Raw genomic sequence first — 23,679 nt, forward strand, 5'->3', positions numbered from 1 at the left:
GTGAGGCGGCGGGAGAGGACGGCTCCGTCCCGCCCGCACGGCCTTAGTCTTGAAACTTCTCCGGATAGAATCCTTTGGCGAGCGCCTCCAGGGCCATTGGCGCCCGGACCCCCTCTGCCGCCGCGGAGAGAGGGAGGACGATCAGCTTCTGGTTTCGAATGGGCGGCAGGTCGGCCAGCTCTTTTTTCGACAGCAGCAGCTCCCGTTTTTGCTCGACGGTCTTGTCGCCGTAGTCGACGATGACGATCACGTCCGGCTGCCGGTTGACAACCTCTTCCCAGTTGACGGTGGCCCAGCCCTTGGGGATGTCGTCGAAGATGTTTTTGCCGCCCGCCATCGCGATCAAGCGGGTCATGTAGTTGTTGGCGGCCGTCAACGGCTGATCCTCCCCGCTGTCGTAGACAAACACGCGCAGCGGTTTTTCCGGCTGTCCGATCCGCTTGGCGATCTGCTCCATCCGTTCGTTCATCCGGGCGATCAGCTCGTCCACCTTTGCTTCCACGCGGAAAATGCGGCCGATGTTGCGGATGTCCGTGTACACGTCTTCCAGTGTGGGCGACGTCATGTTGGAGGACTGATGCAGATACGCCTTGATCCCCAGCTTCTCCAGCTCTTCCACCGTGCCCACCGCTTTGTCGGTGAAGGCGCTTTTCCATCCGGCGTAGACGAAATCCGGTTCCGCCGCCAACAGCACCTCCTTGGACGGGTATGTCTTGGACAGCACGGGGATTTTTTCATACGCTTCCTGGTATTCCGGCAAAATGCGGTCGTCCAGATAAGCCGTTCCCGCCATCCTGTCCGCCAGACCCAAGGCCAGCATGATTTCCGTCGTGTGCTGATTCAGCGTGACGGCCCGTTTGGGCGGCTGTTCAAAGGTCAGCACGCGATCGCCGTTTTGAACGGTAACCGGCTGCGCCGCTTCCGCTGCTGCAGGCTCTGCGGCCGGTTGCTGTTGACGGTCGTCCGGGTGGGAACTGCCGCACGCCGACAGGAGAAGGGCAAGCAGCACTGTTTTGACCAGCCAAAAGCGGGAATTGAAACGAAATTTTTTCATGACACGTCCTCCTCTGCATATTTGATAATCGCAATCATTACGTTTTATACAAAACCTCCATGATACGGTCTCGCCCGCTCGTTGTAAACCTTTTTCCCACGTGTTCCGCAGCAACAAAAAAGCATCCCCCGTGTTGGACGAGAGATGCCAGTCTGCATGCGGACACGACAAAAGAACAGACGCGGGGCGCCTTTTCTTTCCGTTCCCTGCTTTCCACACATCCCCATCCTCGTGGGTTGAGCGTGATCGCTTCACGGCAGGTCTCCTGGCTTGGGTTCATCGCCCCCTGCACCTTCCCATCTCCCCGAATCAAGCGAGACAGTGGCTGTCGCAGGGCGCTCCCCGTCACAGTGGCGGGACCGCGTCGGACTTTCACCGAACTTCCCTTTTAAGCGCCCGGGCGCACCTGCACCCGGACGGCACCGTGAAACGCGCTATTCCGTTTTTTCGTCTGAGCCTTACCCGATGACGGTCAGCTGTTTCGGGAACTGCGTCAATACCTCGCTGCCGTTTTCCGTCACCAGCACGTCGTCCTCGATCCGCACGCCGCCCACGCCGGGGAGGTAAATCCCCGGTTCGATCGTGAAGACCATGCCGGGACGAAGCACTGCCTGGTTTTGCCCGTGAACCGACGGATACTCGTGGACGTCCATGCCCAACCCGTGGCCCAGACGGTGCATGAAATACGGGCCGTACCCTTTCTCCTCGATCACGCGGCGAGCCGTCTGGTCGAGGTGAGCCAGCGTGACGCCGGGGCGCACCTCGGCGATGGCCGCTTCGTTGGCCGCGAGCACCGTCTCGTAGATCTCCCGGAGCTGCGGGCTGATCTCGCCGACCGCAAAGGTGCGGGTGATGTCGGACACGTAGCCGTCAGCCGCCACGCCCAGGTCAAACAGCAGCAGTTCTCCCTCGCACACCTGCCGGCTGCCCGGAGTTCCGTGCGGCAGCGCCGATTTTTCCCCGGCCAGCACTATCGTGTCAAACGACGGCCCGTCCGCCCCCAGCCGCTTCATCTGGTACTCCAGTTCGGCGACGATCTCCATCTCGGTGACGCCCGGTTTCACTTTTTTCAGGCTCTCGCGCAGCGCCTCTTCCACCAGCCGTACGGCGTGCTTGATGCGGGCCACTTCCTCCGCCGACTTGATCAGCCGCATTTCGCGGAGCGGCTCTTCCACATCGGCGTACCGCGCTGCCGCCACGACCGCGCTCATCGCTTCGAAGCGCTCCACGGTCATGTGGCTCTTTTCGATGCCCAGCCGCGTCAACCCGGCGGGCAGCGCCTGTTTCAACACGTCGTACGGATTGTCCGTATCGGTATGCGTCAGGATCTGCTTGACGCCGGACGCCGCCTCGGCCGCCGCTTCGCGATCTAGCGCCGGGACGATCAGCGACGGTTCGCCCTGCGCCGGGATGATGAGGCCCATGAACCGTTCGTGGGGTTCCGTAAAAAAGCCGGTCAGATAGTAAACGTGTTTGGGCGAGGTGATCAACACCGCGTCCAGCTCTTCCTTTTCCATATACGCGCGCAACTGCTGCATGCGCTCCTGGTACAACTCGCTCACCCTGCTTTCTCTTGGTTTCTACTGCGAGGATACCATGTCCCCGGGAAAAAAAGAAGCGGACGGGCAAAAAAAACCGACGCCCGCACCCTGTGCCGGCAGTACGCGGCGGGCCATCGCTACCGCTGCACCGAACGGCTGCCGGAAATTCGCGTGCCGGCGCTGCTCGTCTACGGCCAGCAGGACAAGCGGATGCACGCGTACGGCCGGCTGCTGGCCAAGCGCCTGCCCCATGCCCGGCTGGTCCTGATTCCCGGCGTCACGCATCAGGTCGTCACCCGGGGCGCCGATGCGTGTAACGAACGGTGCCGGGCGTTTGTCCAATCGGTTGGACGCGAGACTGTCGATGTAAGGTGAGCGCAGAGGCATCCGTCCGGTTGGGTCTTTGCATGGACCCGGCGGATGAAGCCGAAAAAGGCTGCCGCCCATGCAAAAAGGCTGCCGAGCACCTCGACAGCCGGACGGGTTGGCTTTTTCAGTGTTTCATCCGCGGGTCCAGCGCGTCGCGCAGACCGTCGCCGATCAGGTTGAAGCCGAGCACCGTCAGCATGATGGACAAGCCGGGGAAGATGACGGTCCACGGCGCTTTTTGAATGTACTGGCGGGAGTCGGACAGCATCAGTCCCCACTCCGGCTGCGGCGGCTGCGCACCCAGTCCGAGGAACCCCAGGGCCGCCGCTTCGAGAATCGCCGTGGCGATGCCCAGCGTGCCGGTGACGATGATCGGCGCCAGGCTGTTGGGCAGGATGTGCTGCAGAATAATCCGCGAGTTTTTCGATCCGATCGCCTTCGCCGCCATGACGAACTCTTCCTCTTTCAGGCTTAACACCCGCGAACGGACCAGCCTCCCGTAGGTGGGAATGTTGACGATGGCGATCGCCAAAAGGGCGTTTTCCAGCGACGGGCCGAGCATCGCCACAATCGCGATGGCGAGCAGGATGCTGGGGAAGGCCAGCATGATGTCAAACAGCCGGGAGATGATCATGTCCACCCACCGGCCGTAATAGCCGGCGAGCAGGCCGAGAAACGTGCCGGCGATCACCGACCCGATAACGGAGAACAGCCCGACGCGCAGGGAGATTTGCGCCCCGTAGATCACCCGGGTAAACACGTCCCGCCCGTTGTAGTCGGTCCCAAACCAGTGCTCGGCCGACGGCGGCTTGTTCTTGTCGATCAGCTCTCCCTTGTCGTATGCGTAGGGGGTAATGTACGGAGCCAGCAGGGCCAGCAGCACAAACACGAAAATGATGACGAAGCCGGCGATGGCCATCCTGTTTTTGCGGAGCGTCCGCCAAGCGTCGCGCCAAGGAGACGAGACCGGCTCGTCGGGTTGCTGCACGCGTACCGTTTCCACATGGGTTTCTGCCATAAGACGTCCTCCTTAGCGGTATTTGATGCGCGGATCGACGTAGGCGTAGAGGAGGTCGACCAACAGGTTGATCAGGACAAAAATGGTGGCGATCACGAGAATGCTCGATTGAATGACGGGATAATCGCGGTTTCCAATCGCCGTAAAAATGTAGCGGCCTACGCCGGGCCAGCCGAAAATCGTCTCGGTCAGGACGGCCCCTCCGATCAACAGCCCCGTCTGCAGCCCGACGATGGTCAGGACGGGAATCATCGCATTTTTCAAGGCGTGCTTGTACACCACGAAAAACTGCCCCAGCCCCTTGGCACGCGCCGTCCGGATGTAGTCGGCGCGCATGACTTCCAGCATGCTGGAACGGGTGATGCGGGCGATGATCGCCATCGGGATGGTCCCCAACGCGATGCTTGGCAGAATCAGGTGCTGGATGACGTCGCGGAGATGATCCCAACGTCCGGCCAGCATCGCGTCGATGATATAGAAATGCGTAATCGCCGTTACGGGATCACGCGGATTGTCGCGTCCAATGGAAGGCAGCCACTTCAACTCCTGGGCAAACACCCACTGCTCCATCAATCCCAGCCAGAATACGGGCATGGATACGCCGATCAACGCGATCAGCATGCAGATGTAGTCAAACCACGAGTTTTGCTTCCAGGCCGAAATGATTCCGGCATTTACGCCGATGAAGACGGCAAATATCATGCTGACCAGCGTCAATTCGACCGTGGCGGCCAGGTACGGCCCCATTTCCTTGGCGATGGGGGCCTTGGTGTGCAGCGAGTCGCCCAGGTCTCCTCTGAGAATGTCCCACAGGTAGTGGAAGTACTGCACGTACCAGGGGTTGTTCAGCCCGAGCTGCTGCCGCAGCTCCTCCAGAGCTTTGGGACTTGCCTTTTCCCCCAAAATGGTCAGCGCCGGATCGCCGGGGATGGCGTGAATAATGGCAAATACAATCAGCGACATGCCAAACAGCACGGGAATCAGCATCAACAATCGTCGAATGGTGTATGACAGCAAGGCCATCTCCTCGCTTTCCTTCGCGTTTTGCACATGAGAGAAGGGTAAGAAGAAGGGTTCCTCTTACCCTTTGTTGCCGTCTGCCTTATTGGATGTCTACCTTTTCTACGCTTTCGCTGCCTTTGGGATGAGGCTGATAGCCCGTGACGCTCTTTTTCGCGGCGAGCGGCGGAGTGGAGTGCGCGATCGGAATCAGCGGCGCGTCGTTGAAGATGATCTCCTGTGCCTGCTTGTACAGTTTTTCCCGCTCCGCCTGATCGGGCGAGGACTGCGCTTTCAGCAGCAGTTGGTGGACTTCCTCGTTGGCGTAGCGGGGAATGTTGTTGCCGTTGATCGTGTTTTTGTCAAGCAGCGTGTACAGGAAGTTGTCCGGGTCGCCGTTGTCGCCGGTCCACCCGAGCAGGCACATGTCGTACTCGCCTTTCCTCGTTTTTTCCAGATAGGTGGCCCACTCCATCGTGACGATTTCCGTCTCGATGCCGATCTTTTTCAGGTCCTGCTGAATCGCCTCGGCCATCTTCTTGCCGTCCGGAATGTACGGACGCGGCACCGGCATCGCCCAGAACTGAACCTTGAAGCCGTTGGGATAGCCCGCCTCCGCCAGCAGTTGTTTGGCCTTGTCCAGGTTGTAGTCGCGGTCCTTGATCTGGTCGTTGTAGCCCCAGAGGCTGGGCGGCATCGGGTTGGTGGCCGGTTCACCCAGGCCGCTGTAGAACGCTTTGACCAGTTCCGGCTTGTTGATGGCGTGGCCGATGGCTTGACGCACCTTCGGATTGTCAAACGGCTTCTTCTCCGTGTTGAACGCGAGGTAGCCGACGTTCATCGACGGGCGCAGGATCAACTGCAGGTCCTGGTTCTCCTTCACGCTCTCCGCATCGTCCGGATTGAGGCCGTCCATCAGGTCGATTTCGCCGGAGGTAAGCGCGGTCAGGCGCGCCGTGTTTTCCGGAATGACTTTAAAGACGACCTTGTCCAGTTTGGGCAGTCCCTTGTTCCAGTAGTCGGGGTTTTTCTCCAGCGTGATGGTGTCGTTCCGCTTCCACTCCACGAACTTGAACGGCCCCGTACCAACCGGCTGCTCGCCCAGCTTTCCGCCTTCGATCGCTTTCGGAGACGCGATCGCAAACGGCGACATGCCCAGGTTGGCCAGGAACGGCGCCAGCGTCCGGTTCAGCACAAACTGCACGGTGTACGGATCGACCACCTTGACCTCCTTGATCACGTGGTCCTTGTCGCCCTTGTAGCCGCCGAACATGTCGTTGTAGTACGGATAGCCCTCGCTGTCGTGGTACTTGTTGTTCTTGTCCATCCAGCGGTCAAAGTTGAACTTGACCGCCTCGGCGTTGAAATCGGTGCCGTCGTGGAACTTCACGCCCTGGCGGAGCTTGAAGGTGTAGGTCAAGCCGTCCGGCGAGATTTCCCAGCTCTCCGCCAATCCCGGAATGACCTTGGTGCTGGTATCTTCATAGTTGACCAGCGTTTCGTAAATGTTTTCCGTCACCTTGAAGGTTTCGCCGTCGGTCTCCCGGATGGGATCGAGGCTTTTCGTGTCGGCGCCGCGGCCGATGATCAACTGCTTGGGACCGCTGTTGGCCGGTTCCGTCGCCGTCTGCCCCGGCTGGTTTTGTTTCGACTGGTCAGCCGGCTGCTGGGCCGTTTGCGAGCCGCTGCATCCTGCCAGCGCCATGGAGAGCGCCAACAGGCTGGCCATCGCAGCGGTAAGCACGTTCTTCTTCATGGATGAATGCCCCCTTTTCCTCCGTTTTTTTGACATGCCGTCGATTGATTGGTTTGGACCGTCACCGTTTTCCGCATCCCCCCTTTGCCTGGGAACAGGCAGCGTTTCCCCCGCCCGTGTGGCGGTCTTCCGCTCCTGCCCGGTCCCCTCCGTGACTCAGGCCTTGTACAGATGGCAGGCGATGAAATGGCCGCCGCCAACGTCCTGAAACGCGGGACGCACGCTGCGGCATTCCTCGGTCACATGGGGACAGCGGGTGTGGAACGTGCATCCGCCGGGCGGATTGGCCGGGCTGGGCACGTCCCCCTGCAGGATGATCCGTTCCCGCGCGGCATCCGGATCGGGCGACGGCACCGCCGACAGCAGCGCGCGGGTGTACGGGTGAAGCGGATGGGCGTACAGCGTTTCGCTGTCCGCCAGTTCCACCAGACGCCCCAGGTACATCACGCCGACGCGGTCGCTGATGTGGCGGACGACGCTCAGATCGTGGGCGATGAACAAGTAGGTGAGCCCCAGCTCCCGCTGCAGGTCCTGCATCAGGTTGAGCACCTGCGACTGGATGGACACGTCCAGCGCGGACACCGGTTCGTCCGCCACGATCAGTTTGGGGTTGAGCATCAGGGCCCGGGCGATGCCGATCCGCTGCCGCTGGCCGCCGCTGAACTGGTGCGGATAGCGCTGCGCGTGGTAGCTGCTCAAGCCGACCACTTCCAGCATCTCCCTCACCCGCTTTTTCCGTTCGGCGGGCGTGCCGATGCCGTGCACCACGAGCGGTTCTTCCAAAATCTTCTCAATATTGTGCCGCGGATTGAGCGAGGCGAACGGATCCTGAAAGACAATCTGCATGTGGCGGCGCATCCTGCGCATCTCGTCCGCTGTGAGCGCGGTGATGTTGACGCCGTCGAACGTCACTTCGCCGGCGGTCGGTTCGATCAGCCGCAGCAGGGAACGTCCGGTCGTCGACTTGCCGCAGCCGCTTTCGCCCACCAAGCCGAGCGTCTCCCCCCGCTTGACCGTGAACGACACGTCGTCCACCGCCTTGACTACGCCAATCTCTTTCCCGAAAACGCCGCCTGTGATGGGGTAGTATTTTTTCAGGTTCTTGACAATCAGCAGATCTTCAGCCACCTGCATGCTCCTTTCGGGTTAATCGTACAGCCAGCAGCGGGTGCGTCGATTCGGTCCCGCCGGTCTCAGCTCCGGCATCTCCGTCCTGCACCTGTCGGTCGCGTGCTCGCAGCGCGGGGCAAATCGGCAGCCCACGGTGAGCGATCCGGGGATCGGCACGTTGCCCGGAATGGAGTACAGCCGCTTCCGCGCCCCCTCCAGCTTGGGCAGGGAATGGAGCAAACCGATCGTGTACGGATGTTTCGGCTCTTTCAGGATGGAGCGGACGTCGCCTTCCTCCACCACGTTGCCCGCGTACATCACGACGACGCGGTGGCACATCTCCGCAACCACCCCGAGGTCGTGCGTGATCATCATGATCGCCGTTTCGGACTCGCGGTTGAGCTGCCGCATCAGATCGAGGATCTGCGCCTGAATCGTCACGTCCAGCGCCGTCGTCGGTTCGTCCGCAATCAACAGCTCGGGATTGCAGGCCATCGCCATGGCGATCATGACCCGCTGCCTCATGCCGCCGGACAGTTGGTGCGGGTATTCGTCAACGATCGCTTCCGCACGCGGAATGCCCACTTTTTTCAGCATGTCGATCGAGCGCTGCCTGGCCTCTTTTTTCGTCGCGCCGGTATGTAAACGGATTACTTCGCCAATCTGGTCGCCGATCGTGTAGACGGGATTGAGCGATGTCATCGGCTCCTGAAAGATCATCGCGATCTCGTTGCCGCGCAGCTCCCTCATGCGCTTTTCGCTGGCCGCGACCAGCTCTTCCCCCTTGAACCGGATGGAGCCGCCGACAATCTTGCCGGGAGGGTTCGGCACCAGTCTCATCACGGAAAGCGAGGTCACACTTTTCCCGCACCCGGATTCGCCGACGATGCCGACCACTTCCCCTTTGTTCACCCTGATGGAAACGCCGTCGACGGCGGGGATTTGTCCGCGGTCCGTGAAAAAGTGCGTCTGCAGGTTTTCGATCTCAAGCAAAGGCTGTGACACGCCGTGCACCTCTCTTACCGATATATTCCATAGGACAAGACGACTAGCTGTGATCAATTATGCCATTAATCCAATTTTTTGGCAACGTATTAAATTCATATAATTACAACTTGACTAAATAAACAAAATCTTTTATCCGTTTGAACCAACAAGAAAGACCCGCATGTGCAGCGAGCCTGTTTGAAACCTGACTGTTCGCCTTCATTTATTTGTCCGTAAACGACCGCTTATGGGGCAAAAATCCCGGCCATCCACTCAACGGCCGACTTCGCCCCGTCTTTCACCAGCCGCCCCAGCGATTGGCCCGCGCTGCTGACGTAGTTGACCATCTCCTGCGGCGCCGCCGCCTGCACCTGTGTGCCCATCACTGCGATCTCCATCTGGCCCTTGTCCAGCTTTTTGATGTAAAAGGTCTGCGGATGCTGCTCCGGCGTTCCGCTCACCTTGTGGATGCCGCGCTCGGCCGTCTGCAGCCCCAGCGCCACGCCGACGAGCAGGATGACCACCATCCCCGCCAGCTTCACCGTCACGTTCATGCGTCCTCACCTCTTGGCGGGCTCGCCGGTGAGCGGTTTGCCCACCTTTTCCGCCTGCCAGTAGTACTCGGCGAACACGTCCGCCAGCGCTTCCGCCGTGTTCAGCGACTCCTGCAGCGTGTTGCTCGTTCCGCCGATTTCCATTAAAAGGCTTCCCGGTGAGATGGACTGGTTATACTCGCCGTGGTCGGTTTTCGCCCCTTTTTCCATGACGCCACGGGACAGGCCCGGATACATCTTTTCCATCAGGTGGTGCAGTTCGGTGGCAAACTGCTCGTTTTTCTCGTAGTTTTTGTTTCGCTTGCCGATGACCAGCAGGACGCGGGCGTAGGTCTTGCCGTTGATGGTGGCGGTGGTTTTGCTGCGCGGCGCGGTGTCGCGGTGCAGGTCAAAGAAGTAGTGCAGCTCCCGGTTCCGCTCCGTCGCCGCCTTGACCGCCCGCAGCGATTCGGCGTAGGAGAGGGCGTAGTCCAATTTTTTGTCCAGCAGCTTCTGGTAGATGTCTTCCGCATTGAACTCCGTGCCGATGCCTTTCTCGTTCAGCGCTTCCGCCAGCCGCTTGCCGACCAGCGAGATGTTGCGCTGGGGGTGGTCGACCGATGTCCCCACGGGCTTGGTTTCGCTGTACCAGGACTCGCGGTTGTGGGTGTTGTAGACGTAGACGATTTTCTTTCCGCCGGTGGTCGGGTTGGGCAGCGGTGCCGCCTTGTTCTCCTCCGGCTTCGGCTGCGCATCGTCCGCTGCCGTCTCGCCGCTGTCGCCGGACGGCGCTGCATCGATCACCTGATGCGGATAGGCGGGATATTCCACGTACAGGTCGGCCAGCGTGGAGTCTTTGCCGGCGACGACAAAGCGGGCGTCGTCCGCCGTCAGCATGCCGGGCAGTTCCCTTCCCAGCAGGCTGCGCAGGTCACCCGGCTGGATGCCGGTGGCCACCTGGAACAAAAAGCCGGATACGCTGTTGGCGCCCCGTTCTGTCGACGCCTGCACCGTCTCGGTCAGGGCGGGAATCTCCTGTCCCATCCACTTGAGCATGGCCAGGCTGGACACGCGGGCCGCCGCCTGCTGCACGGCGGACGAGGCGATCATGACGCGGTTGCCGTGCATCGCCATCACTCCGGTGACGATGAACAGGAAGGCCGTAATAATGGAAAGCGCGACAAATTGGCGCTGAATCAGGGTTGCCATCTGTCTCCCTCCTCATGCTGTTTGCATTGACAGCGGACTGTACAATCGCCGAACGCTTGTCTATGCTTTAGCCTATGAGCGTCATAGAGACGATAGAACCCTTTTCTACCTTTTCTCTCACCGCTAGTTTTTCCGTCCGCGCCGTCACAGGGGAGCGCTCTCCAAAAGACGGCCAAGACGGCGGTCCGTCAGTGCGTGTAGGCAGCGCTGTTCTGCCCGTTGACGGCACGGTGCAGCGACTGGTTCAACCCGGTGGCGAGCACGTTGGCCACCCCTTCGATGAAGTCGTCCACTTCCTTGGGCGTCACCACCAGGTCTTGTCCCAGCGGCCGCAGCACCTCGTGAATGAGCTGCCGCTTTTCCTCCTCGGGCAGCGAGCCCACCAGGCCCAGAAACGTCTTGCGCGCCTCCATGTCGGGCAGATCTTCTTCCGTATACGGTTCTTTCCGCTCCGGCAGGCTGCTCATCGCCAGCTTGCTGGCAGGCCGGTTGCTTTCCTGCATCGACTGTCCAAAGTGGCCGAGCAGATAGGTGATGGCGTCGTTGACAATCGTGGAGGCAAACACGACCGTCGGTACGCCGATCGCGATAACCGGAATGCCCAGCGTCTTCTCATCGATCGCCTTCCGCTTGTTGCCGACGCCGGAGCCGGGGTGAATCCCCGTGTCGGAGATCTGGATCGTGGTGTTGACGCGGTGCAGCGCGCGGGAGGCCAGCGCGTCGATGCAGATGACAAAGTCGGGCCTGCTCTTTTCCACCACGCCGTAGATGATCTCGCTCGTCTCGATGCCCGTGATCCCCAGCACCCCCGGCGAGAGGGCGCTCACTTCGCGGTACCCGTCTTCCACCGACTCGGGAGCGAGCGTAAACAGATGGCGGGTGACGAGCAGGTTTTCCACCACCATCGGTCCCAGCGCGTCCGGCGTCACATTCCAGTTGCCGAGGCCGACGACGAGCGCCTTCTTCTCTTCCGTGATGCCCAGTTCGCGGAGAAACCGGGCAAACTCCCGGGCGAACCGCTGGGCTACCCGTTCTTCGACGGCCGTGTCGTTGTCGCGCAGCTTCGGCACCTCGATGGTGATGTAGTGGCCGGGCAGCTTGCCGATCTGCCGGCCCGCTTCCTCGCTCTCCACGGCCAGGCGCGTTACCTTGATCCCCGCTTCCGAATCGTCCGTCTCGATCCGGACGCCGGAAATCGGGCCGCCCTGCGGCTGCCGCTGCTGGGCCAGTTCATGCGCTTCGAGGGCCAGGTCGGTCCGGATGGCATACCCGGACAAATCGATGTTGTGCTCCATCTGTACATGCTCCCTTCTCCAATTTGTTCCTGCTGTTAGGTTGCTTGAAACCCCGTTTTTTATTCCGAATCCTTTCTTGCAAATGGCAGGTCTGCGTGCTAGAATAAGTTTTGTTGTATTTCCTGCATGCCTATGGTCGTCTAAGGAGGTGACACACATGCCAAACATTAAATCCGCGATCAAGCGCACCAAACAAATCGAAAAGCGCCGCGCACAACGCGCTTCTCAAAAGTCCGACCTGCGTACTGCGATGAAGAACTTTGAGAAAGCGGTCGCTGCTTCCGATGTCGAACTGGCGAAATCCACTCTTCTGGTGGCTGTGAAAAAGCTGGACAAGGCCGCTACGAAAGGTCTCATTCATAAAAACGCAGCAAACCGTCAAAAGTCCCGCTTGATGAAAAAGTTCAACGCTCTGAACGCTCCTGTGGCGTAAGAGTAAACGGTACATCAGAGAAAAAACCCGCGAACACCTGGTTCACGGGTTTTTTGCTTTGGTCCGTTCCTCGTAGACGCGCGTCATGAACAGCTCCAGGGCCAGCCGCTTGTCCACCTGTCCGGACTTCATCCGGTAGTCTTCCTCGGCCAATATGGCCAGGAGCCTTCTCAGCGCTGCTTCGGAAAAGTGGCGCGCCTGCTCCATCGCTTTTTTCACCGCGTACGGGTGCACTTTCAGCATGCCGGCCAACTGCTGCTGCGAATACCCGCGCGGCGCCCACTGCCGCACGTGCAAAAGCAGCCGGAACTGCCTTGCCATCAGCGCCACGAGGCGGATAGGCTCTTCGCCCGTCTTCAGGCAGTCGTACAGCATCCGCAAACCTTTGTCCAGCCTGCCTGCGGCCGCATGCTCGATCAGGGCGAACACGTCCTGTTCCAGCGTGCGCGAGGCCAGCGTTTCGATCACCTCGTCCGTGATGACCGCTCCGCTTCCCCCCACGAACAGCGCCATCTTTTCCAGCTCCTTGTCCAGCAGGCGCAGGTCGCCGCCTGCGCGCTCCACCAGCTTCACCGCCTGCGGCCGCTGAATGACGGCCTGGTACTTTTCCGCCTGACGCTCCACCCAGGCGTACAGATCGGCGTCCCGCAGCGGCTGAAACGGAATTACCTTGGCCTTCTGCTGCAGGACCTTGACCAGTTTTTTCCGCTCGTCCAGCTTGTCCGCCTCCGTATGCAGCACCAGCGAGGTGTAGGTCGGCGGCTGCTCCAGATAGGCAAGCAGCACGTCGGGATCGCTCTCCACCTTCGTCGCCGGCTTGCTGCCGGTCAGAAAGTACGCCTGCCGGGCGATCACCAGGCGATGGTCCCCCAAAAACGGCAGCGTCTCCGCATCCTGGACGATTTCGGCGAGCGGTGTTTCCGTGCAGTCGTACACGCTCAGGTTCAAATCGGCGAAGGCCGGATCGATCATCGCCCGGCGGGCCGCCGCGAGAAACTCTTCGGCGAGAAAAGACTCGGGGCCGTACAGGACGTAAACCGGCGCAAACTGCTTCTGTCTGATCTCCCGGATGGCCGAAAGCAGCGGCATGGCTTCTCCTCCTCCTTCGTATTCCTGGGCTATTATAGCACAGTTGCGCGCGCAACGGGCACCCGGGGACGTCTCCGTCACAGACGCGGCGGGCGGGTCCGCTCCTTCCCGGCGGGGGTGTTCTCCTGTAGGGCGAAACGAAAAACCGCAGCCGTACAGGCTGCGGTTTTTCGTATGGGCACCTCTATGTAAACGTTTTGGGAGAAGTCCCGGGATGCCTCCTCCTGAAACGGTAAGCAGGGGGTGCTGGATACTGCAATATACGCAACACCCTCCCTGCCGGTGCCGGTCCATTGGTAAAAGACGCGTTTGTCACGAGCGGACACGAACGCTGCACGCGCAGAGGGGGCGTCAGTCCCTGTCGCGCGATTTCCCTCTGTCGCTGCCGGAATGATCGTCGTCATCCCGGCTGTTCCGATCATCGCGGTCGTCGCCGCCGTCATGCTCTTTTTTTTCCTTCCTGTCGGACTTTTTTTCCTTATCGTCCTGCTTTTCTTCCAGGCCAATCGGAAAAACCGGCTTTTCTTCCGGAGGCTCGATGACCGGCCTTACGGGCGGTTTGGGTTCCACCGTCTTTTTCGGTTGGGCGGCTGGCTTTGCTGGTTGCGATTTCGGTTCCGCCTTGGGCTTTTGATCTTTTTTCTCTGTAGCCTTCGGTTTCACCGTCTGCGCCGGTTTCTCCGGCTGTTCCCCCGGTGTTACGGATGATGAATGAGTGCTCGGTGGGGGCACTGGCGGGCCGACCACGGCAGGGGCCACCGCAGGCGCTTCTTCACCAGGCGAACCTTGCTGGTAACCGTCCGCTTCCGGCTGCTTGTCGCCGCTGCCCATGAAGAGCAGAAAAACGAGCAGACAGGCGGCAACTGCGCCGCTGCCGATGCGGGCCATCCAGACGTACGCCCGCCGCCACTTCGCCGGTTTCTCGGCAGCAGAAGCCGCCTGCTTCACCTCCAGCTTGGGCAGCGGTTCCCGCTTCGGGCCTGATTCAGCTGCCGGCCGGACCGAGCCTGACTCCAACTGCGGCAGGATCGCGTCCACAAGGCTGTAGGGTGGTGTGACAGGGGGAAGTTGTTCCAACTGCTCAGACACCCTTTTCAAGCGGTCGTACTTGAGCTGCAGGTCGGGATCGTTCCGGAGCATGGCGAGTAGCTTCTCCCGCTCTTCCGGTGAGAGGTCCCCGTCCATATCCCGCTGCATCCACTCCCAGATTTCTTCGTCCATCATCAACCGATCCCCCCTTTCTGATAGTCGTGCAACAACTCCTGCAGTTGTTGTCTGGCCCGAAACAAATACGACTTGACCGTATTCAGCGGCAGATCCAATGTCTCGGCGATCTCCTGGTAGGACAAATCCTCGAGATAGCGGAGCACCACCACCATGCGGTACTGTTTGGGCAGTTTTCCGATCGCCTGCTGAATATCGCTCGACAAACTGGTGAGAAGGATTTCGTCTTCTACGTTGTTTCGATCAGGGATGATGAGCTCATGCTCGTCAATCGAGACCGTTTCCTTCTTGGCGCGAAATTTATCCATGCAAACGTTGTTGACGATCCGCTGCACCCATGTGGCAAACTTTGCCTTTTCCTGGTACGTGTCCAGCTTTCGATAAATCCGGATCAACGCTTCCTGGGAAGCATCGAGAGCGTCCTGTTCATTTCCTAGGATATAATAGGCGCTGCGGTAAACAGAGGCCTCAATCGATCGGAGCAGCTCGACAAGCGCGTCGTGATCCCCGGCTTGCGCCATCCTGATCAGCTCTGCTTCTCGCATAATCTCCTCTCCCTCCTACAGACGGGGCGCTGCTGAAAAAGGTTGCAAGCTTTTATATATCGGTGATTTGCGTCTGCCAGTGCACCGATCCCTTGCGGATGACCAGGGTGACGGCCCCTTGCAGATCTGTTCGGTAAACATCTGCCCCCGTGTCCATCAAACGCTTGACCACGACGGGCGAGGGATGCCCGTAGCGGTTGTTGCGGCCGGCCGAAATGACGGCAGACCGTGGTTTTGCTGCGGCCAGCAAAGCGGGAGAGCTGGATGTGCTGCTGCCGTGATGCGCCACTTTCAGCACGTCGACGGGTGACGGCAGGCTGCGGGAAAGCAGCTGCTCTTCCCCTGCCCGTTCAATATCGCCGGTAAACAAAACAGTCGTGCCGTAAGCGGTGAGACGCAGCACGACAGAAGCGTCGTTACCCGTATGTGCCGAATCTCCGTCCGGGTGAAGCCAGGTCCACTCCACGCCGGGGACGTCCGTCCATGTCTGTCCCGGCCTGCCGGTCAGGACAGGTACGCGTCTTGCGCGGAAACGTTCGAGAATCGCTGCTTCCTCTTCACGGGGAGGTGTGCCGTTGACGAGCACCGAGCCAAAGGCAAAGCGCGGCACCAGCGCTGCCATCCCTCCGATGTGGTCGTGATCCCCGTGCGTCATCACCACATGGTCGATCCGTTCAATCCCGCGCGCTCGCAAAAAAGGCAGCACGACGTCTTTCCCCACTTCAAACGGATCGCGTCGCTCCCGCCAGGATTCCCTGGCAGGGTACCGGGGTGTTCCACCCGCATCTATTAAGTATACCTTCTTTTTGCCAACTTCGACAACGATAGAATCTCCTTGACCGACGTCAAGAAACGTGATCCGCACTTCGTCCCCGTCGGCGAACGGCTGTCTGGCGGCCGCGAGCAGAAACAGAAAAAGGGCGGCGTACAGCCAGCGGTCTCTCGGGCGATGGTAGCCCCGCCGCCACAGAACGGGCAGCGCCGCGAGAAAAAGCGCGTACACCGCGATCCACCACCACTGGGGATGCGGCCAATGGGAAAACGGCACCGCCAGCTCCTCCAGCCAAAACAGCGGCCCGTGCAGCCAGCGCAGCAGGGCGGAAGCAAGCCGGACGGGCAGTACGGCCAGCGCCGGGTGAATCAGACCGAGCAATAGCGCGAGGTAGCCTGCGGGCAGCACCACTATCGAGAGCAGCGGCACTGCCAGCAGGTTGACCAGCCAGGAGAGCGGCGAAAACTGGTGAAAATGGTAGATGAGAAACGGGAACGAGACGGCCTGCGCGGCAAAGGTGACGGCCAGCGACGTGCGCAGCCACTCGGGACCGCGCGTGAAAAACCGGCGGCCGACGGGCACGAGGACGATCAGCCCCAGCGTCACGCCGAACGAGAGCTGGAACCCCAGGTGCCACAGGTAGTACGGATTGTACCCCAGCATCAACAGCAGCGCCCAGCCCCACACGTCCCTCCCCTCCGCCTGCCGGGCTCCCGCCTGGCAGAGCAGGCCGATCGCCCCCATGATTCCGGCGCGCACCGCGGAGGCGCCGGCCCCCACGATCAGGACATAGCCGGCCAGCAGCACCATCGTCAGCGCCAGGGCCGGCCGGCGCGGCATCCCCGCCCGCTCCACGCTCCACACGAACATCCCGCTGACCAGCGTCACGTGCAGCCCGGAAATGGCCAGCACGTGACTCAAGCCGAGGTTGTCGTACATCTCTTCCGTTTCCGGCGACACCCCGTCCGTGATGCCCAGCAGCAGCGATTGCATGTAACCGGCCGCTTCCTGGTCGGGAAACAGCAGGGCGATGCGGTCGGCGGCTTCCGTCTGCCACAGGCGAAACAGCATCATCACGCCGGACTCGGCAGGCTCCACCCGGATGTCGCCGTACTCCGCTTCCGCCGTGACCCGCACGCCCTGCCAACGCAGATAGCGGGCGTAGTCGAACGCATGGGGGTTGCGGGCCGGAGACGGCAGCGACAGCCGGACCGTGGCCGACAGGCGGCTGCCCTGCATCCACCGCTCCGCCTCACGCGCTTCCGGCTCACGGGACAAACGGACCCGCAGGGCGATCCGCTCCGCTGCCGCCATCCCGGACATCTGCCGCCCGTTTTTTCCCCACGTTTCGACGGACAGAAAAAGCCGGGCCGTATCGCCGTCGCGCTTCACCGGCGAGTCAATGACGCCGGCGACCACGATCGTCTCGCCGTCCTCCGCCATCGGCAGCAGCGTCGAACGGTGGAGATAGTCGTACCCTTGAAAGTAAAGACCTGCTAGAATACAGATGAGCGCATGGCAAAGAATCCGTTTGCGGTGCGGGCGGGGCAGGAGCGGGCACACTGCCGACGCGGCGGCGGCCAAAAGGGCCAGCCAGGCGGCCTGCAGGTAGGCCCCCGCCAGCAGCCCGCAGACTGCCGCGAGGCTCGCGGTAAAAACGGTCACGAACGTCACCCCCGTGTCATGTGCCTGAGACATCGAGTGTACACAAGGGGGAAGGGACAAAAAAACGGTGCAAAAAATGCGTGCCAGCGGAAACCAGACCCGCATGGTCCGATCAGAGGGAGGGCAGTCATGACGAGGAAAAGTTGGGACGAATACTTCCTGGACATCGCCGAGCAGGTGTCTGCCCGTTCTACGTGCAACAGGCTGCACGTCGGCTGTGTCATCGTGAAGGACAAGCACATTGTCGCCACTGGCTACAACGGCTCCATCCACGGACACGATCACTGCGAAGACGCAGGCTGTCTTCTGGGGGACGACAACCGCTGCCACCGGACGATCCACGCCGAGACAAACGCCTGCCTGCACGCGGATCGGGACAGCCTCAAGGGAGCCACCGCCTACGTGACGCATGAACCGTGCGAAACCTGCTCCAAAATTCTCGCCCAGGTGGGCATCAGGCGGATCGTCTACCGCAACGCCTATCCGAACAAATGGAACCAGTACTTTCTCAAGGATCTGGAAGTCGTTCACATGCCGCCGGAACCGTCGCGGCGGGACTGACTCCTGTGAGCGAAGCGGGGCACTTTCCGCTCTGCTCCCCCGTCCGAAAGACCCGGCGGCGCGCACGACACGCCCGTTTTCGATGAGGTGCCCGAGGGGACCTCTCTTTGCTGCGGAGACAGCTTGGGCATTCGGAGCGATTGCGTTGACCGTCAATCCGTGATAGAGTTAGCTAGAGCAATCAGTGAGAGGAAGAGTCATTTCATATGTGTGGAATCGTATCAGTCTACAACAAGCGGCAAGCGCCCGTCGACCAAGAGACGATCGGCGCCATGACGCGTGTCATCCTGCACCGCGGTCCAGACGATGACGGCTTTCACCTGGAAGACAACATCGCCCTGGGCTTTCGTCGTTTGAGCATCATTGACGTGGAAGGCGGCCACCAGCCGCTGTTCAACGAGACGCGTGACATCTGGATTATCGGCAACGGCGAAATCTACAACTACAAGGAACTGCAGCACTGGTTGAAGGGGTGCGGACACGTTTTCCATACCGATTCCGATATCGAAACCATTCTGCACCTGTACGAAGAGGTGGGAATGGACGCACCGAAACACCTGCGCGGCATGTTTGGCTTCACCATCTGGGATTCCCGCAACAAGCGGCTCTTTGGCGCCCGCGACCACTTCGGCATCAAGCCGCTCTACTACGTGGAGACGGACGACGCGATCGCCGTGGGCAGCGAGATCAAGAGCCTGCTGGAACTGCCCGGAGTCAGCCGGGAAGTCAACCACACCGCGTTTTATCATTACCTGACGTTCCAATACGTCCCCGATCCGGAGACGATGTACCGGGGCATCTACCGCATCCCGCCCGCCCACTCCTTCGTCATCGAGAACGACCGGATTCGGCTGCAGCGCTACTGGGACGTCGAGTTCAAACCGGACGAAAGCAAGCCGTTCTCCTACTTTGTGGAAGGCACGCGCAGCATCCTGCTCGAATCCGTCGACAAGCACCGGGTCAGCGAGGTGCCGCGCGGCGCGTTTCTGTCCAGCGGCGTCGACTCCAGCAGCATCGTCGCCATGCTGCGCACGTTTGAGCCGGTGAAGACGTTTTCCGTCGGCTCCGACATCCCTGGCTACAGCGAGCTGGACTACGCCCGCCGTACCGCCGAATACCTCGGCACCGAACACCACGAGCTGGTCGTCAACGCGCAGCGCTACATGGACGAACTGCCCCGACTCGTCTGGCACCAGGACGAACCGGTGGCCGACCCGTCCGCCATCCTGCTCTATTTCGTCGCGCAGATGGCCAGCGAACACGTCACCGTGGTGCTCTCCGGGGAAGGGGCCGACGAATTTTTCGGCGGCTACAACATCTACCGCGAACCGCACTCGCTGCGGATGTTCTCCCGAATGCCCGGCTGGATGCGCCATTCCATCCGCTACCTGGCGGAAAAGCTGCCGGATCAGGTCAAGGGCAAAAACTTCCTGATCCGCGGTTCGAAGACGGTGGAAGAACGCTTCTTCGGCAACGCCCTGATCTTCAGCGAAGAGATGAAGGAACGGGTCGTCATGGCAGACATTCGCCGCTCCGAGGAGTACCGCTCCCCGTGGACGATTACGGAAGACATCTACAAGCGGGCCAGCGAGTACGACGACGTCACCAAAATGCAGTACCTGGACATTCACACCTGGCTGCGCGGCAACATCCTGATGAAAGCGGACAAGATGACGATGGCCAACTCTCTGGAACTGCGCGTTCCGTTCATCGACGTCAAGGTGTTCGAATTTGCCGCCACCATCCCGACCAAGTACAAGATCGCCAACGGCACCACCAAGCACGTGCTGCGGGAAGCGATGAAAGATTTTCTCCCGCCGGAAATCAAGACGCGCAAAAAGCTGGGCTTCCCCGTGCCGACGCGCCACTGGCTGAAAAACCACTTTTACAAGTGGGCAAAGGAGATCATCTTCGAATCCAAGGTGGACGATCTGATCAACAAGGCGTACGTCCTGTACATGCTGGATGAGCACCGCGAAGGCAACGCCGATTACAGCCGCAAGATCTGGACGATTTTGATCTTCATGCTGTGGCATCAGATCTTTATCGAGCAGAAATACAGCTTCGGGCCGTATGTCAGCCCCAGTGTGGAAATCCGCCGCAAAAAGGAATCGCTGGAGCACATCGGATAATAGCGGTACCCGAACCCCAACGGCTTCGCCCGGAACGACTCCGGGCGGGGCCTTTTTCAATGAGCCCGTTTTCCCCCTGTTTACAACGTGAAGACCGCTATATCTATATTTGATGAACTTGCCTAGATGCAAGTTTTTTATTTTTCAAAAAGTATCTTGGAGCAGCTGCTGAAAACAAATCATCATGAACTTCCATTGCTAACACAAGCCAGACGTATGAAAAACCCTCGTAAAAGGAGGCTTGGTACTGTGTTACGAATATGATATATGTCTTCGTTTTCCATTTGATTCGGTTTTATAACTGCTGGAAAGAACATGGCACAAGTACGTCTATTCGTTGTTATCTTGCAATATTGTGCACGAAATGCAAGACCTTGTTATTTCGATTGCTTTATATTGAATGGCGAAAGGATGGTCATGAGGATGGATTGGGTCTCCAGAATGAATGAGGCAATTCGCTATATCGAAGATCATCTTACCGAAGATATTGCTTACGCTGAAGTAGCCAAAGTCGCGTGTTGCTCCGCCTACCATTTTCAACGCATGTTCTCTTTTATGACTGATGTTTCTTTGTCTGAATATATTCGACGACGGCGTCTCACGTTAGCGGCTTTTGAACTTCAAAGCAGCAATATAAAAGTAATTGATGTTGCGCTCAAGTATGGCTACGATTCACCCGAGGCTTTTGCCCGTGCGTTTCAAAATCTACACGGCACTACGCCGACTGCTGCACGTAACGTAGGAACCAAACTGAAAGCCTATCCACGAATGACCTTTCAATTCTCAATCAAAGGAGTTGCGGAAATGAACTACAGGATTGAAGAACTCAGTGGATTTACAATTGTTGGTTTAAAGGAACGTGTCAACACAGAAAATGCTTTTCGCCTAGTGCCTGGAATATGGACTGGTGCAAGAGAGAAGGGCGTCTTCGAGAAACTGTGGGAGATTCGTAATGCTACCCACAAGTTACGAGGTATTTTAGGGGTTTGTGCGAATGGAGAATGGGGGAAAAATGAAGAATTCGACTACCTATTAGCTATCGTGTCTGATCAAGTTCCTCCGGAAGGTATGATAAGAATGAACGTTCCGGAAGCTGCTTGGGCGGTATTTGAAGCACCTGGATCCCCGGATGGTATTCAAGCCATCTGGAAACGTCTATATACGGAGTGGCTTCCCGTATCAACCTATGATCTTGCTGATTTGCCCGCAATTGAATGCTATTTGCCTATCGAAGAGAATAAAAATGAGTTATGGGTTCCGGTCGTCAGAAAAGTATAAACCTTATGAAAAGCCGTGGTGCGTGAGGCCCTTGCCGCTACAGATGGAGCGGAGAACCGTACCATGAATGAGAGGTCAGATCATTCCGCTATCGGGTAGCGATCGTTCAATAAAACGTGGCAGTCTAGAACGTTATTTTTGTTCTCCCTGCCATGTTTTTTATTGATGGAAGCGCAGGCTACAACTTATGATTGCTCCACCCTTTCCGAATCATTTGCACACCCCCGCTGTCTTTTTGTAGCATCCGGGTAGAGAGCCGTTGAAGCCCTCGCGGCATGGCCGGACGAGACGCAAGGGGGGTTTTTTCATGCTGTACGAATGGTGGGAACGATACCGACGCATCGCAATCGCCGCGGCAGTGATCCTGTTTGCGGGAATTAGTGTTTGGCTGTACGGAGAACAGCAGGCCAGGAGTACAGCGGAACTGCCGCTGCGAGAAGTGGCCGCCGCAGCGGAGGACAAGCCGTCTCCCCCTGCCGGGGAAACGCGTCCTTCCGGCGAACCAGACGCGGCTGGGGACGAACGTTCCCTTCAGCAGGATGCGGTAGAGCTTGGGCGGCCGCCCGATACCGGAGCTCCGCCCCTGTTCGTGGACGTCAAAGGAAAGGTAAAGCAGCCCGGCCTGTACCGGTTTGAGGCCGGAGCGCGAGTAGCCGACGCCATTGCCCGGGCGGGGGGAGCCGCGCCGGATGCGGACGTGGAGCGGATCAATCTGGCCGAGCCGCTAACGGACGGCAGCGCCGTCGTGGTGCCGGCCAAAGGCAGCTCGGCCTCTCCCTGCGGCCAGACGGCGGCTCTCTCCGCAATCGCGGGGGCAGGCGCCGGAAGCGTGGGAGCGGGCAGTCCGGGCGGCAGCCTGGCTGCGGGAAGCTCCACCGGCGTTTCCGGCAGCGGGAAGGCCGGCGGCGCACAACCCGTCAATCTGAACACCGCCGGTCTGGAGGAATTGATGACGCTGCCCGGAATCGGCGAAGCGCGGGCCAAGGCGATCCTGGCCTACCGGACGGAAAACGGGGCGTTCCGTTCGCCGGAGGAGCTGAAACGGATCAGCGGCATCGGCGACAAGCTGTACCAACGGCTAAAAGACCTCGTCCGTGTCCGCTAGTGATGGTCATGTTCCGTCTCCTGTGCACATACAATGGGGAGAGAACCAGCGAGGGAGGAATGGACATGGACAGGATCGGGTTTATCGGCACGGGCAGCATGGGCAGCATCCTGATCGAAGCCCTGCTCGCGGCCAAAGCCCTGTCTCCCGGCCAGATCATCGCGAGCAATCGCACCCCCGCCAAAGCGGAATGGTTGGCCGAACGTCACCCCGGTCTGACCGTGGCGGCCAGCAACGCCGACGTGGCCCGCGATGCCCGTATGCTGCTGCTGTGCGTCAAACCGTTCGAATACAGGCAAGCCTTGGCACAGACGCTTCCGGCGCTCACACCGGAACACACCCTGCTTACGATCACCAGCCCCGTCAGTCTGAAGCAGTTGGAAACGCTCGTCCCCTGCGCCGTAGCCAGAGTGGTGCCCAGCATTACGAATGCCGCCGGCAGCGGCGTCAGCCTGTTCGAATTCGGGTCGAGAATCGACAGTGACACGCGGGAACGAATTCTGACCCTCTTCTCCCAGATCAGCCATCCGGTGGAAGTGGCGGAGCCGTTTTTGCGCATCGCGTCCGACATCAGCAGCTGCGGCCCGGCCTTTCTCAGCTATATCCTGAGCCAGATGATCGAGGCCGCCGTCGAGAAAACCGGCATCTCCGCCGAAGCCGCCTCTTATCTGACGTCCCAGATGCTCATCGGAATGGCAGACCTGCTGAAACAGGAGATGTTTACGCTGTCTGCCCTACAGGAGCGGGTGTGCGTGCCGGGCGGCATCACTGGCGAAGGGCTGATCCCCCTGCGCGAAGCCGTTCCCGGCCTGTTCCAGCAGGTGTTTGAACGGACGCACGCCAAATTTGCCGAAGATCGCGAGCACATGGCCCGCCATCTTGAGGCGCCGCCTGACTGACGCACCAAACCAAAAAGGCGCGTTCCCTGCCGGAACGCGCCTCTTCTGGTAGATGCGTTTGCCTCCTGTATCTTCCGTGCTGCCTATTTGTCTTCCGTGCTTCCG

At 59.8% G+C, this 23,679-nt stretch carries 21 protein-coding genes and 1 riboswitch; of the genes, 7 read left to right on the forward strand and 14 right to left on the reverse strand.

Going from position 1 to position 23,679, the window contains the following annotated elements; genetic code table 11:
* Nucleotides 1–43: 43 nt before the first annotated feature.
* The gene (locus FOI68_RS08310) at nt 44–1,054 is read right to left on the reverse strand and encodes an ABC transporter substrate-binding protein (protein ID WP_143862843.1); all 1,011 of its coding nucleotides are present in this window, start codon (nt 1,052–1,054) and stop codon (nt 44–46) included.
* A 238-nt stretch (nt 1,055–1,292) separates the two neighbouring features.
* Nucleotides 1,293–1,496: riboswitch (cobalamin riboswitch) on the reverse strand.
* A gap of 16 nt (nt 1,497–1,512) precedes the next feature.
* Nucleotides 1,513–2,607, reverse strand: coding sequence for a M24 family metallopeptidase (locus tag FOI68_RS08315; RefSeq protein WP_255433418.1), 1,095 nt, complete (start codon nt 2,605–2,607; stop codon nt 1,513–1,515).
* A 159-nt stretch (nt 2,608–2,766) separates the two neighbouring features.
* On the opposite strand from FOI68_RS08315, the gene FOI68_RS08320 reads away from it, so the two are divergent.
* Nucleotides 2,767–2,970, forward strand: a complete 204-nt coding sequence (locus FOI68_RS08320; protein WP_143862844.1) for an alpha/beta fold hydrolase — start codon at nt 2,767–2,769, stop codon at nt 2,968–2,970.
* Nucleotides 2,971–3,088: 118 nt separating this feature from the next.
* Here FOI68_RS08320 and nikC read toward each other — a convergent pair whose 3' ends face one another.
* From nikC to gpr, 8 genes are all read right to left on the reverse strand, one after another.
* The gene (nikC, locus tag FOI68_RS08325; RefSeq protein WP_029097330.1) at nt 3,089–3,982 is read right to left on the reverse strand and encodes a nickel transporter permease; all 894 of its coding nucleotides are present in this window, start codon (nt 3,980–3,982) and stop codon (nt 3,089–3,091) included.
* A 12-nt stretch (nt 3,983–3,994) separates the two neighbouring features.
* Complete coding sequence (locus FOI68_RS08330) at nt 3,995–5,005, reverse strand: ABC transporter permease (RefSeq protein WP_035288531.1); 1,011 nt, start codon at nt 5,003–5,005, stop codon at nt 3,995–3,997.
* 79 nt (nt 5,006–5,084) lie between these two features.
* Nucleotides 5,085–6,737, reverse strand: a complete 1,653-nt coding sequence (locus FOI68_RS08335; RefSeq protein WP_143862845.1) for an ABC transporter substrate-binding protein — start codon at nt 6,735–6,737, stop codon at nt 5,085–5,087.
* Between the two features lie 156 nt (nt 6,738–6,893).
* Nucleotides 6,894–7,865, reverse strand: a complete 972-nt coding sequence (locus tag FOI68_RS08340; RefSeq protein WP_029097333.1) for an ABC transporter ATP-binding protein — start codon at nt 7,863–7,865, stop codon at nt 6,894–6,896.
* Nucleotides 7,866–7,883: 18 nt separating this feature from the next.
* Entirely contained in the window at nt 7,884–8,852 is a 969-nt protein-coding gene (locus FOI68_RS08345) for an ABC transporter ATP-binding protein (RefSeq protein ID WP_035300111.1), read from the reverse strand.
* 227 nt (nt 8,853–9,079) lie between these two features.
* Nucleotides 9,080–9,388 carry a DUF3679 domain-containing protein gene (locus FOI68_RS08350; RefSeq protein ID WP_143862846.1) on the reverse strand — a complete coding sequence of 103 codons (309 nt, stop codon included), beginning with the start codon at nt 9,386–9,388 and terminating at the stop codon, nt 9,080–9,082.
* A 6-nt stretch (nt 9,389–9,394) separates the two neighbouring features.
* Nucleotides 9,395–10,576 carry a stage II sporulation protein P gene (gene spoIIP, locus FOI68_RS08355; RefSeq protein WP_044899653.1) on the reverse strand — a complete coding sequence of 394 codons (1,182 nt, stop codon included), beginning with the start codon at nt 10,574–10,576 and terminating at the stop codon, nt 9,395–9,397.
* A 188-nt stretch (nt 10,577–10,764) separates the two neighbouring features.
* Nucleotides 10,765–11,871 carry a GPR endopeptidase gene (gene gpr / locus FOI68_RS08360; protein WP_143862847.1) on the reverse strand — a complete coding sequence of 369 codons (1,107 nt, stop codon included), beginning with the start codon at nt 11,869–11,871 and terminating at the stop codon, nt 10,765–10,767.
* Between the two features lie 157 nt (nt 11,872–12,028).
* Here gpr and rpsT point away from each other — a divergent pair, with 157 nt between their 5' ends.
* A complete protein-coding gene (gene rpsT / locus FOI68_RS08365) occupies nt 12,029–12,304 on the forward strand; it encodes a 30S ribosomal protein S20 (protein ID WP_029097338.1) in 276 nt (91 codons plus the stop codon).
* 42 nt (nt 12,305–12,346) lie between these two features.
* Here rpsT and holA read toward each other — a convergent pair whose 3' ends face one another.
* The 4 genes from holA to FOI68_RS08385 form a co-directional block, all read right to left on the reverse strand.
* Complete coding sequence (gene holA / locus FOI68_RS08370; RefSeq protein WP_044899655.1) at nt 12,347–13,393, reverse strand: DNA polymerase III subunit delta; 1,047 nt, start codon at nt 13,391–13,393, stop codon at nt 12,347–12,349.
* A gap of 351 nt (nt 13,394–13,744) precedes the next feature.
* Complete coding sequence (locus FOI68_RS08375) at nt 13,745–14,617, reverse strand: anti-sigma factor (protein ID WP_035300121.1); 873 nt, start codon at nt 14,615–14,617, stop codon at nt 13,745–13,747.
* The gene (locus FOI68_RS08380; protein ID WP_143862848.1) at nt 14,617–15,162 is read right to left on the reverse strand and encodes an RNA polymerase sigma factor; all 546 of its coding nucleotides are present in this window, start codon (nt 15,160–15,162) and stop codon (nt 14,617–14,619) included. The genes FOI68_RS08375 and FOI68_RS08380 overlap by 1 nt, the downstream gene beginning before the upstream one ends.
* A gap of 52 nt (nt 15,163–15,214) precedes the next feature.
* Entirely contained in the window at nt 15,215–17,599 is a 2,385-nt protein-coding gene (locus FOI68_RS08385; RefSeq protein ID WP_255433407.1) for a DNA internalization-related competence protein ComEC/Rec2, read from the reverse strand.
* Between the two features lie 129 nt (nt 17,600–17,728).
* Between FOI68_RS08385 and FOI68_RS08390 the strand changes: the two genes are divergently transcribed.
* From FOI68_RS08390 to comER, 5 genes are all read left to right on the forward strand, one after another.
* Nucleotides 17,729–18,160: a deoxycytidylate deaminase gene (locus FOI68_RS08390; RefSeq protein WP_143862850.1), complete on the forward strand. Its 432-nt coding sequence runs from the start codon at nt 17,729–17,731 to the stop codon at nt 18,158–18,160.
* 206 nt (nt 18,161–18,366) lie between these two features.
* Nucleotides 18,367–20,292, forward strand: a complete 1,926-nt coding sequence (gene asnB, locus FOI68_RS08395; protein WP_143862851.1) for an asparagine synthase (glutamine-hydrolyzing) — start codon at nt 18,367–18,369, stop codon at nt 20,290–20,292.
* A 423-nt stretch (nt 20,293–20,715) separates the two neighbouring features.
* A complete protein-coding gene (locus tag FOI68_RS08400) occupies nt 20,716–21,570 on the forward strand; it encodes an AraC family transcriptional regulator (protein ID WP_185973905.1) in 855 nt (284 codons plus the stop codon).
* A 307-nt stretch (nt 21,571–21,877) separates the two neighbouring features.
* Nucleotides 21,878–22,675, forward strand: coding sequence for a helix-hairpin-helix domain-containing protein (locus tag FOI68_RS08405; protein ID WP_143862852.1), 798 nt, complete (start codon nt 21,878–21,880; stop codon nt 22,673–22,675).
* Between the two features lie 65 nt (nt 22,676–22,740).
* Entirely contained in the window at nt 22,741–23,574 is an 834-nt protein-coding gene (gene comER / locus FOI68_RS08410; protein ID WP_044897612.1) for a late competence protein ComER, read from the forward strand.
* The last annotated feature ends 105 nt before the right edge of the window (nt 23,575–23,679 follow it).

It is taken from the genome of Brevibacillus sp. LEMMJ03 (assembly GCF_007197875.1).
GTDB lineage: Bacteria > Bacillota > Bacilli > Brevibacillales > Brevibacillaceae > Brevibacillus > Brevibacillus thermoruber.

Excerpts from the sequence above, each read along its gene's own strand:
- FOI68_RS08310 (WP_143862843.1), bottom strand. The coding sequence starts at position 1,054 with ATGAAAAAATTTCGTTTCAATTCCCGCTTTTGGCTGGTCAAAACAGTG.
- nikC (WP_029097330.1), bottom strand. The coding sequence starts at position 3,982 with ATGGCAGAAACCCATGTGGAAACGGTACGCGTGCAGCAACCCGACGAG.
- FOI68_RS08330 (WP_035288531.1), bottom strand. The coding sequence starts at position 5,005 with ATGGCCTTGCTGTCATACACCATTCGACGATTGTTGATGCTGATTCCC.
- FOI68_RS08335 (WP_143862845.1), bottom strand. The coding sequence starts at position 6,737 with ATGAAGAAGAACGTGCTTACCGCTGCGATGGCCAGCCTGTTGGCGCTC.
- FOI68_RS08350 (WP_143862846.1), bottom strand. The coding sequence starts at position 9,388 with ATGAACGTGACGGTGAAGCTGGCGGGGATGGTGGTCATCCTGCTCGTC.
- spoIIP (WP_044899653.1), bottom strand. The coding sequence starts at position 10,576 with ATGGCAACCCTGATTCAGCGCCAATTTGTCGCGCTTTCCATTATTACG.
- gpr (WP_143862847.1), bottom strand. The coding sequence starts at position 11,871 with ATGGAGCACAACATCGATTTGTCCGGGTATGCCATCCGGACCGACCTG.
- rpsT (WP_029097338.1), top strand. The coding sequence starts at position 12,029 with ATGCCAAACATTAAATCCGCGATCAAGCGCACCAAACAAATCGAAAAG.
- holA (WP_044899655.1), bottom strand. The coding sequence starts at position 13,393 with ATGCCGCTGCTTTCGGCCATCCGGGAGATCAGACAGAAGCAGTTTGCG.
- FOI68_RS08375 (WP_035300121.1), bottom strand. The coding sequence starts at position 14,617 with ATGATGGACGAAGAAATCTGGGAGTGGATGCAGCGGGATATGGACGGG.
- FOI68_RS08380 (WP_143862848.1), bottom strand. The coding sequence starts at position 15,162 with ATGCGAGAAGCAGAGCTGATCAGGATGGCGCAAGCCGGGGATCACGAC.
- FOI68_RS08390 (WP_143862850.1), top strand. The coding sequence starts at position 17,729 with ATGACGAGGAAAAGTTGGGACGAATACTTCCTGGACATCGCCGAGCAG.
- asnB (WP_143862851.1), top strand. The coding sequence starts at position 18,367 with ATGTGTGGAATCGTATCAGTCTACAACAAGCGGCAAGCGCCCGTCGAC.
- FOI68_RS08400 (WP_185973905.1), top strand. The coding sequence starts at position 20,716 with ATGGATTGGGTCTCCAGAATGAATGAGGCAATTCGCTATATCGAAGAT.
- FOI68_RS08405 (WP_143862852.1), top strand. The coding sequence starts at position 21,878 with ATGCTGTACGAATGGTGGGAACGATACCGACGCATCGCAATCGCCGCG.
- comER (WP_044897612.1), top strand. The coding sequence starts at position 22,741 with ATGGACAGGATCGGGTTTATCGGCACGGGCAGCATGGGCAGCATCCTG.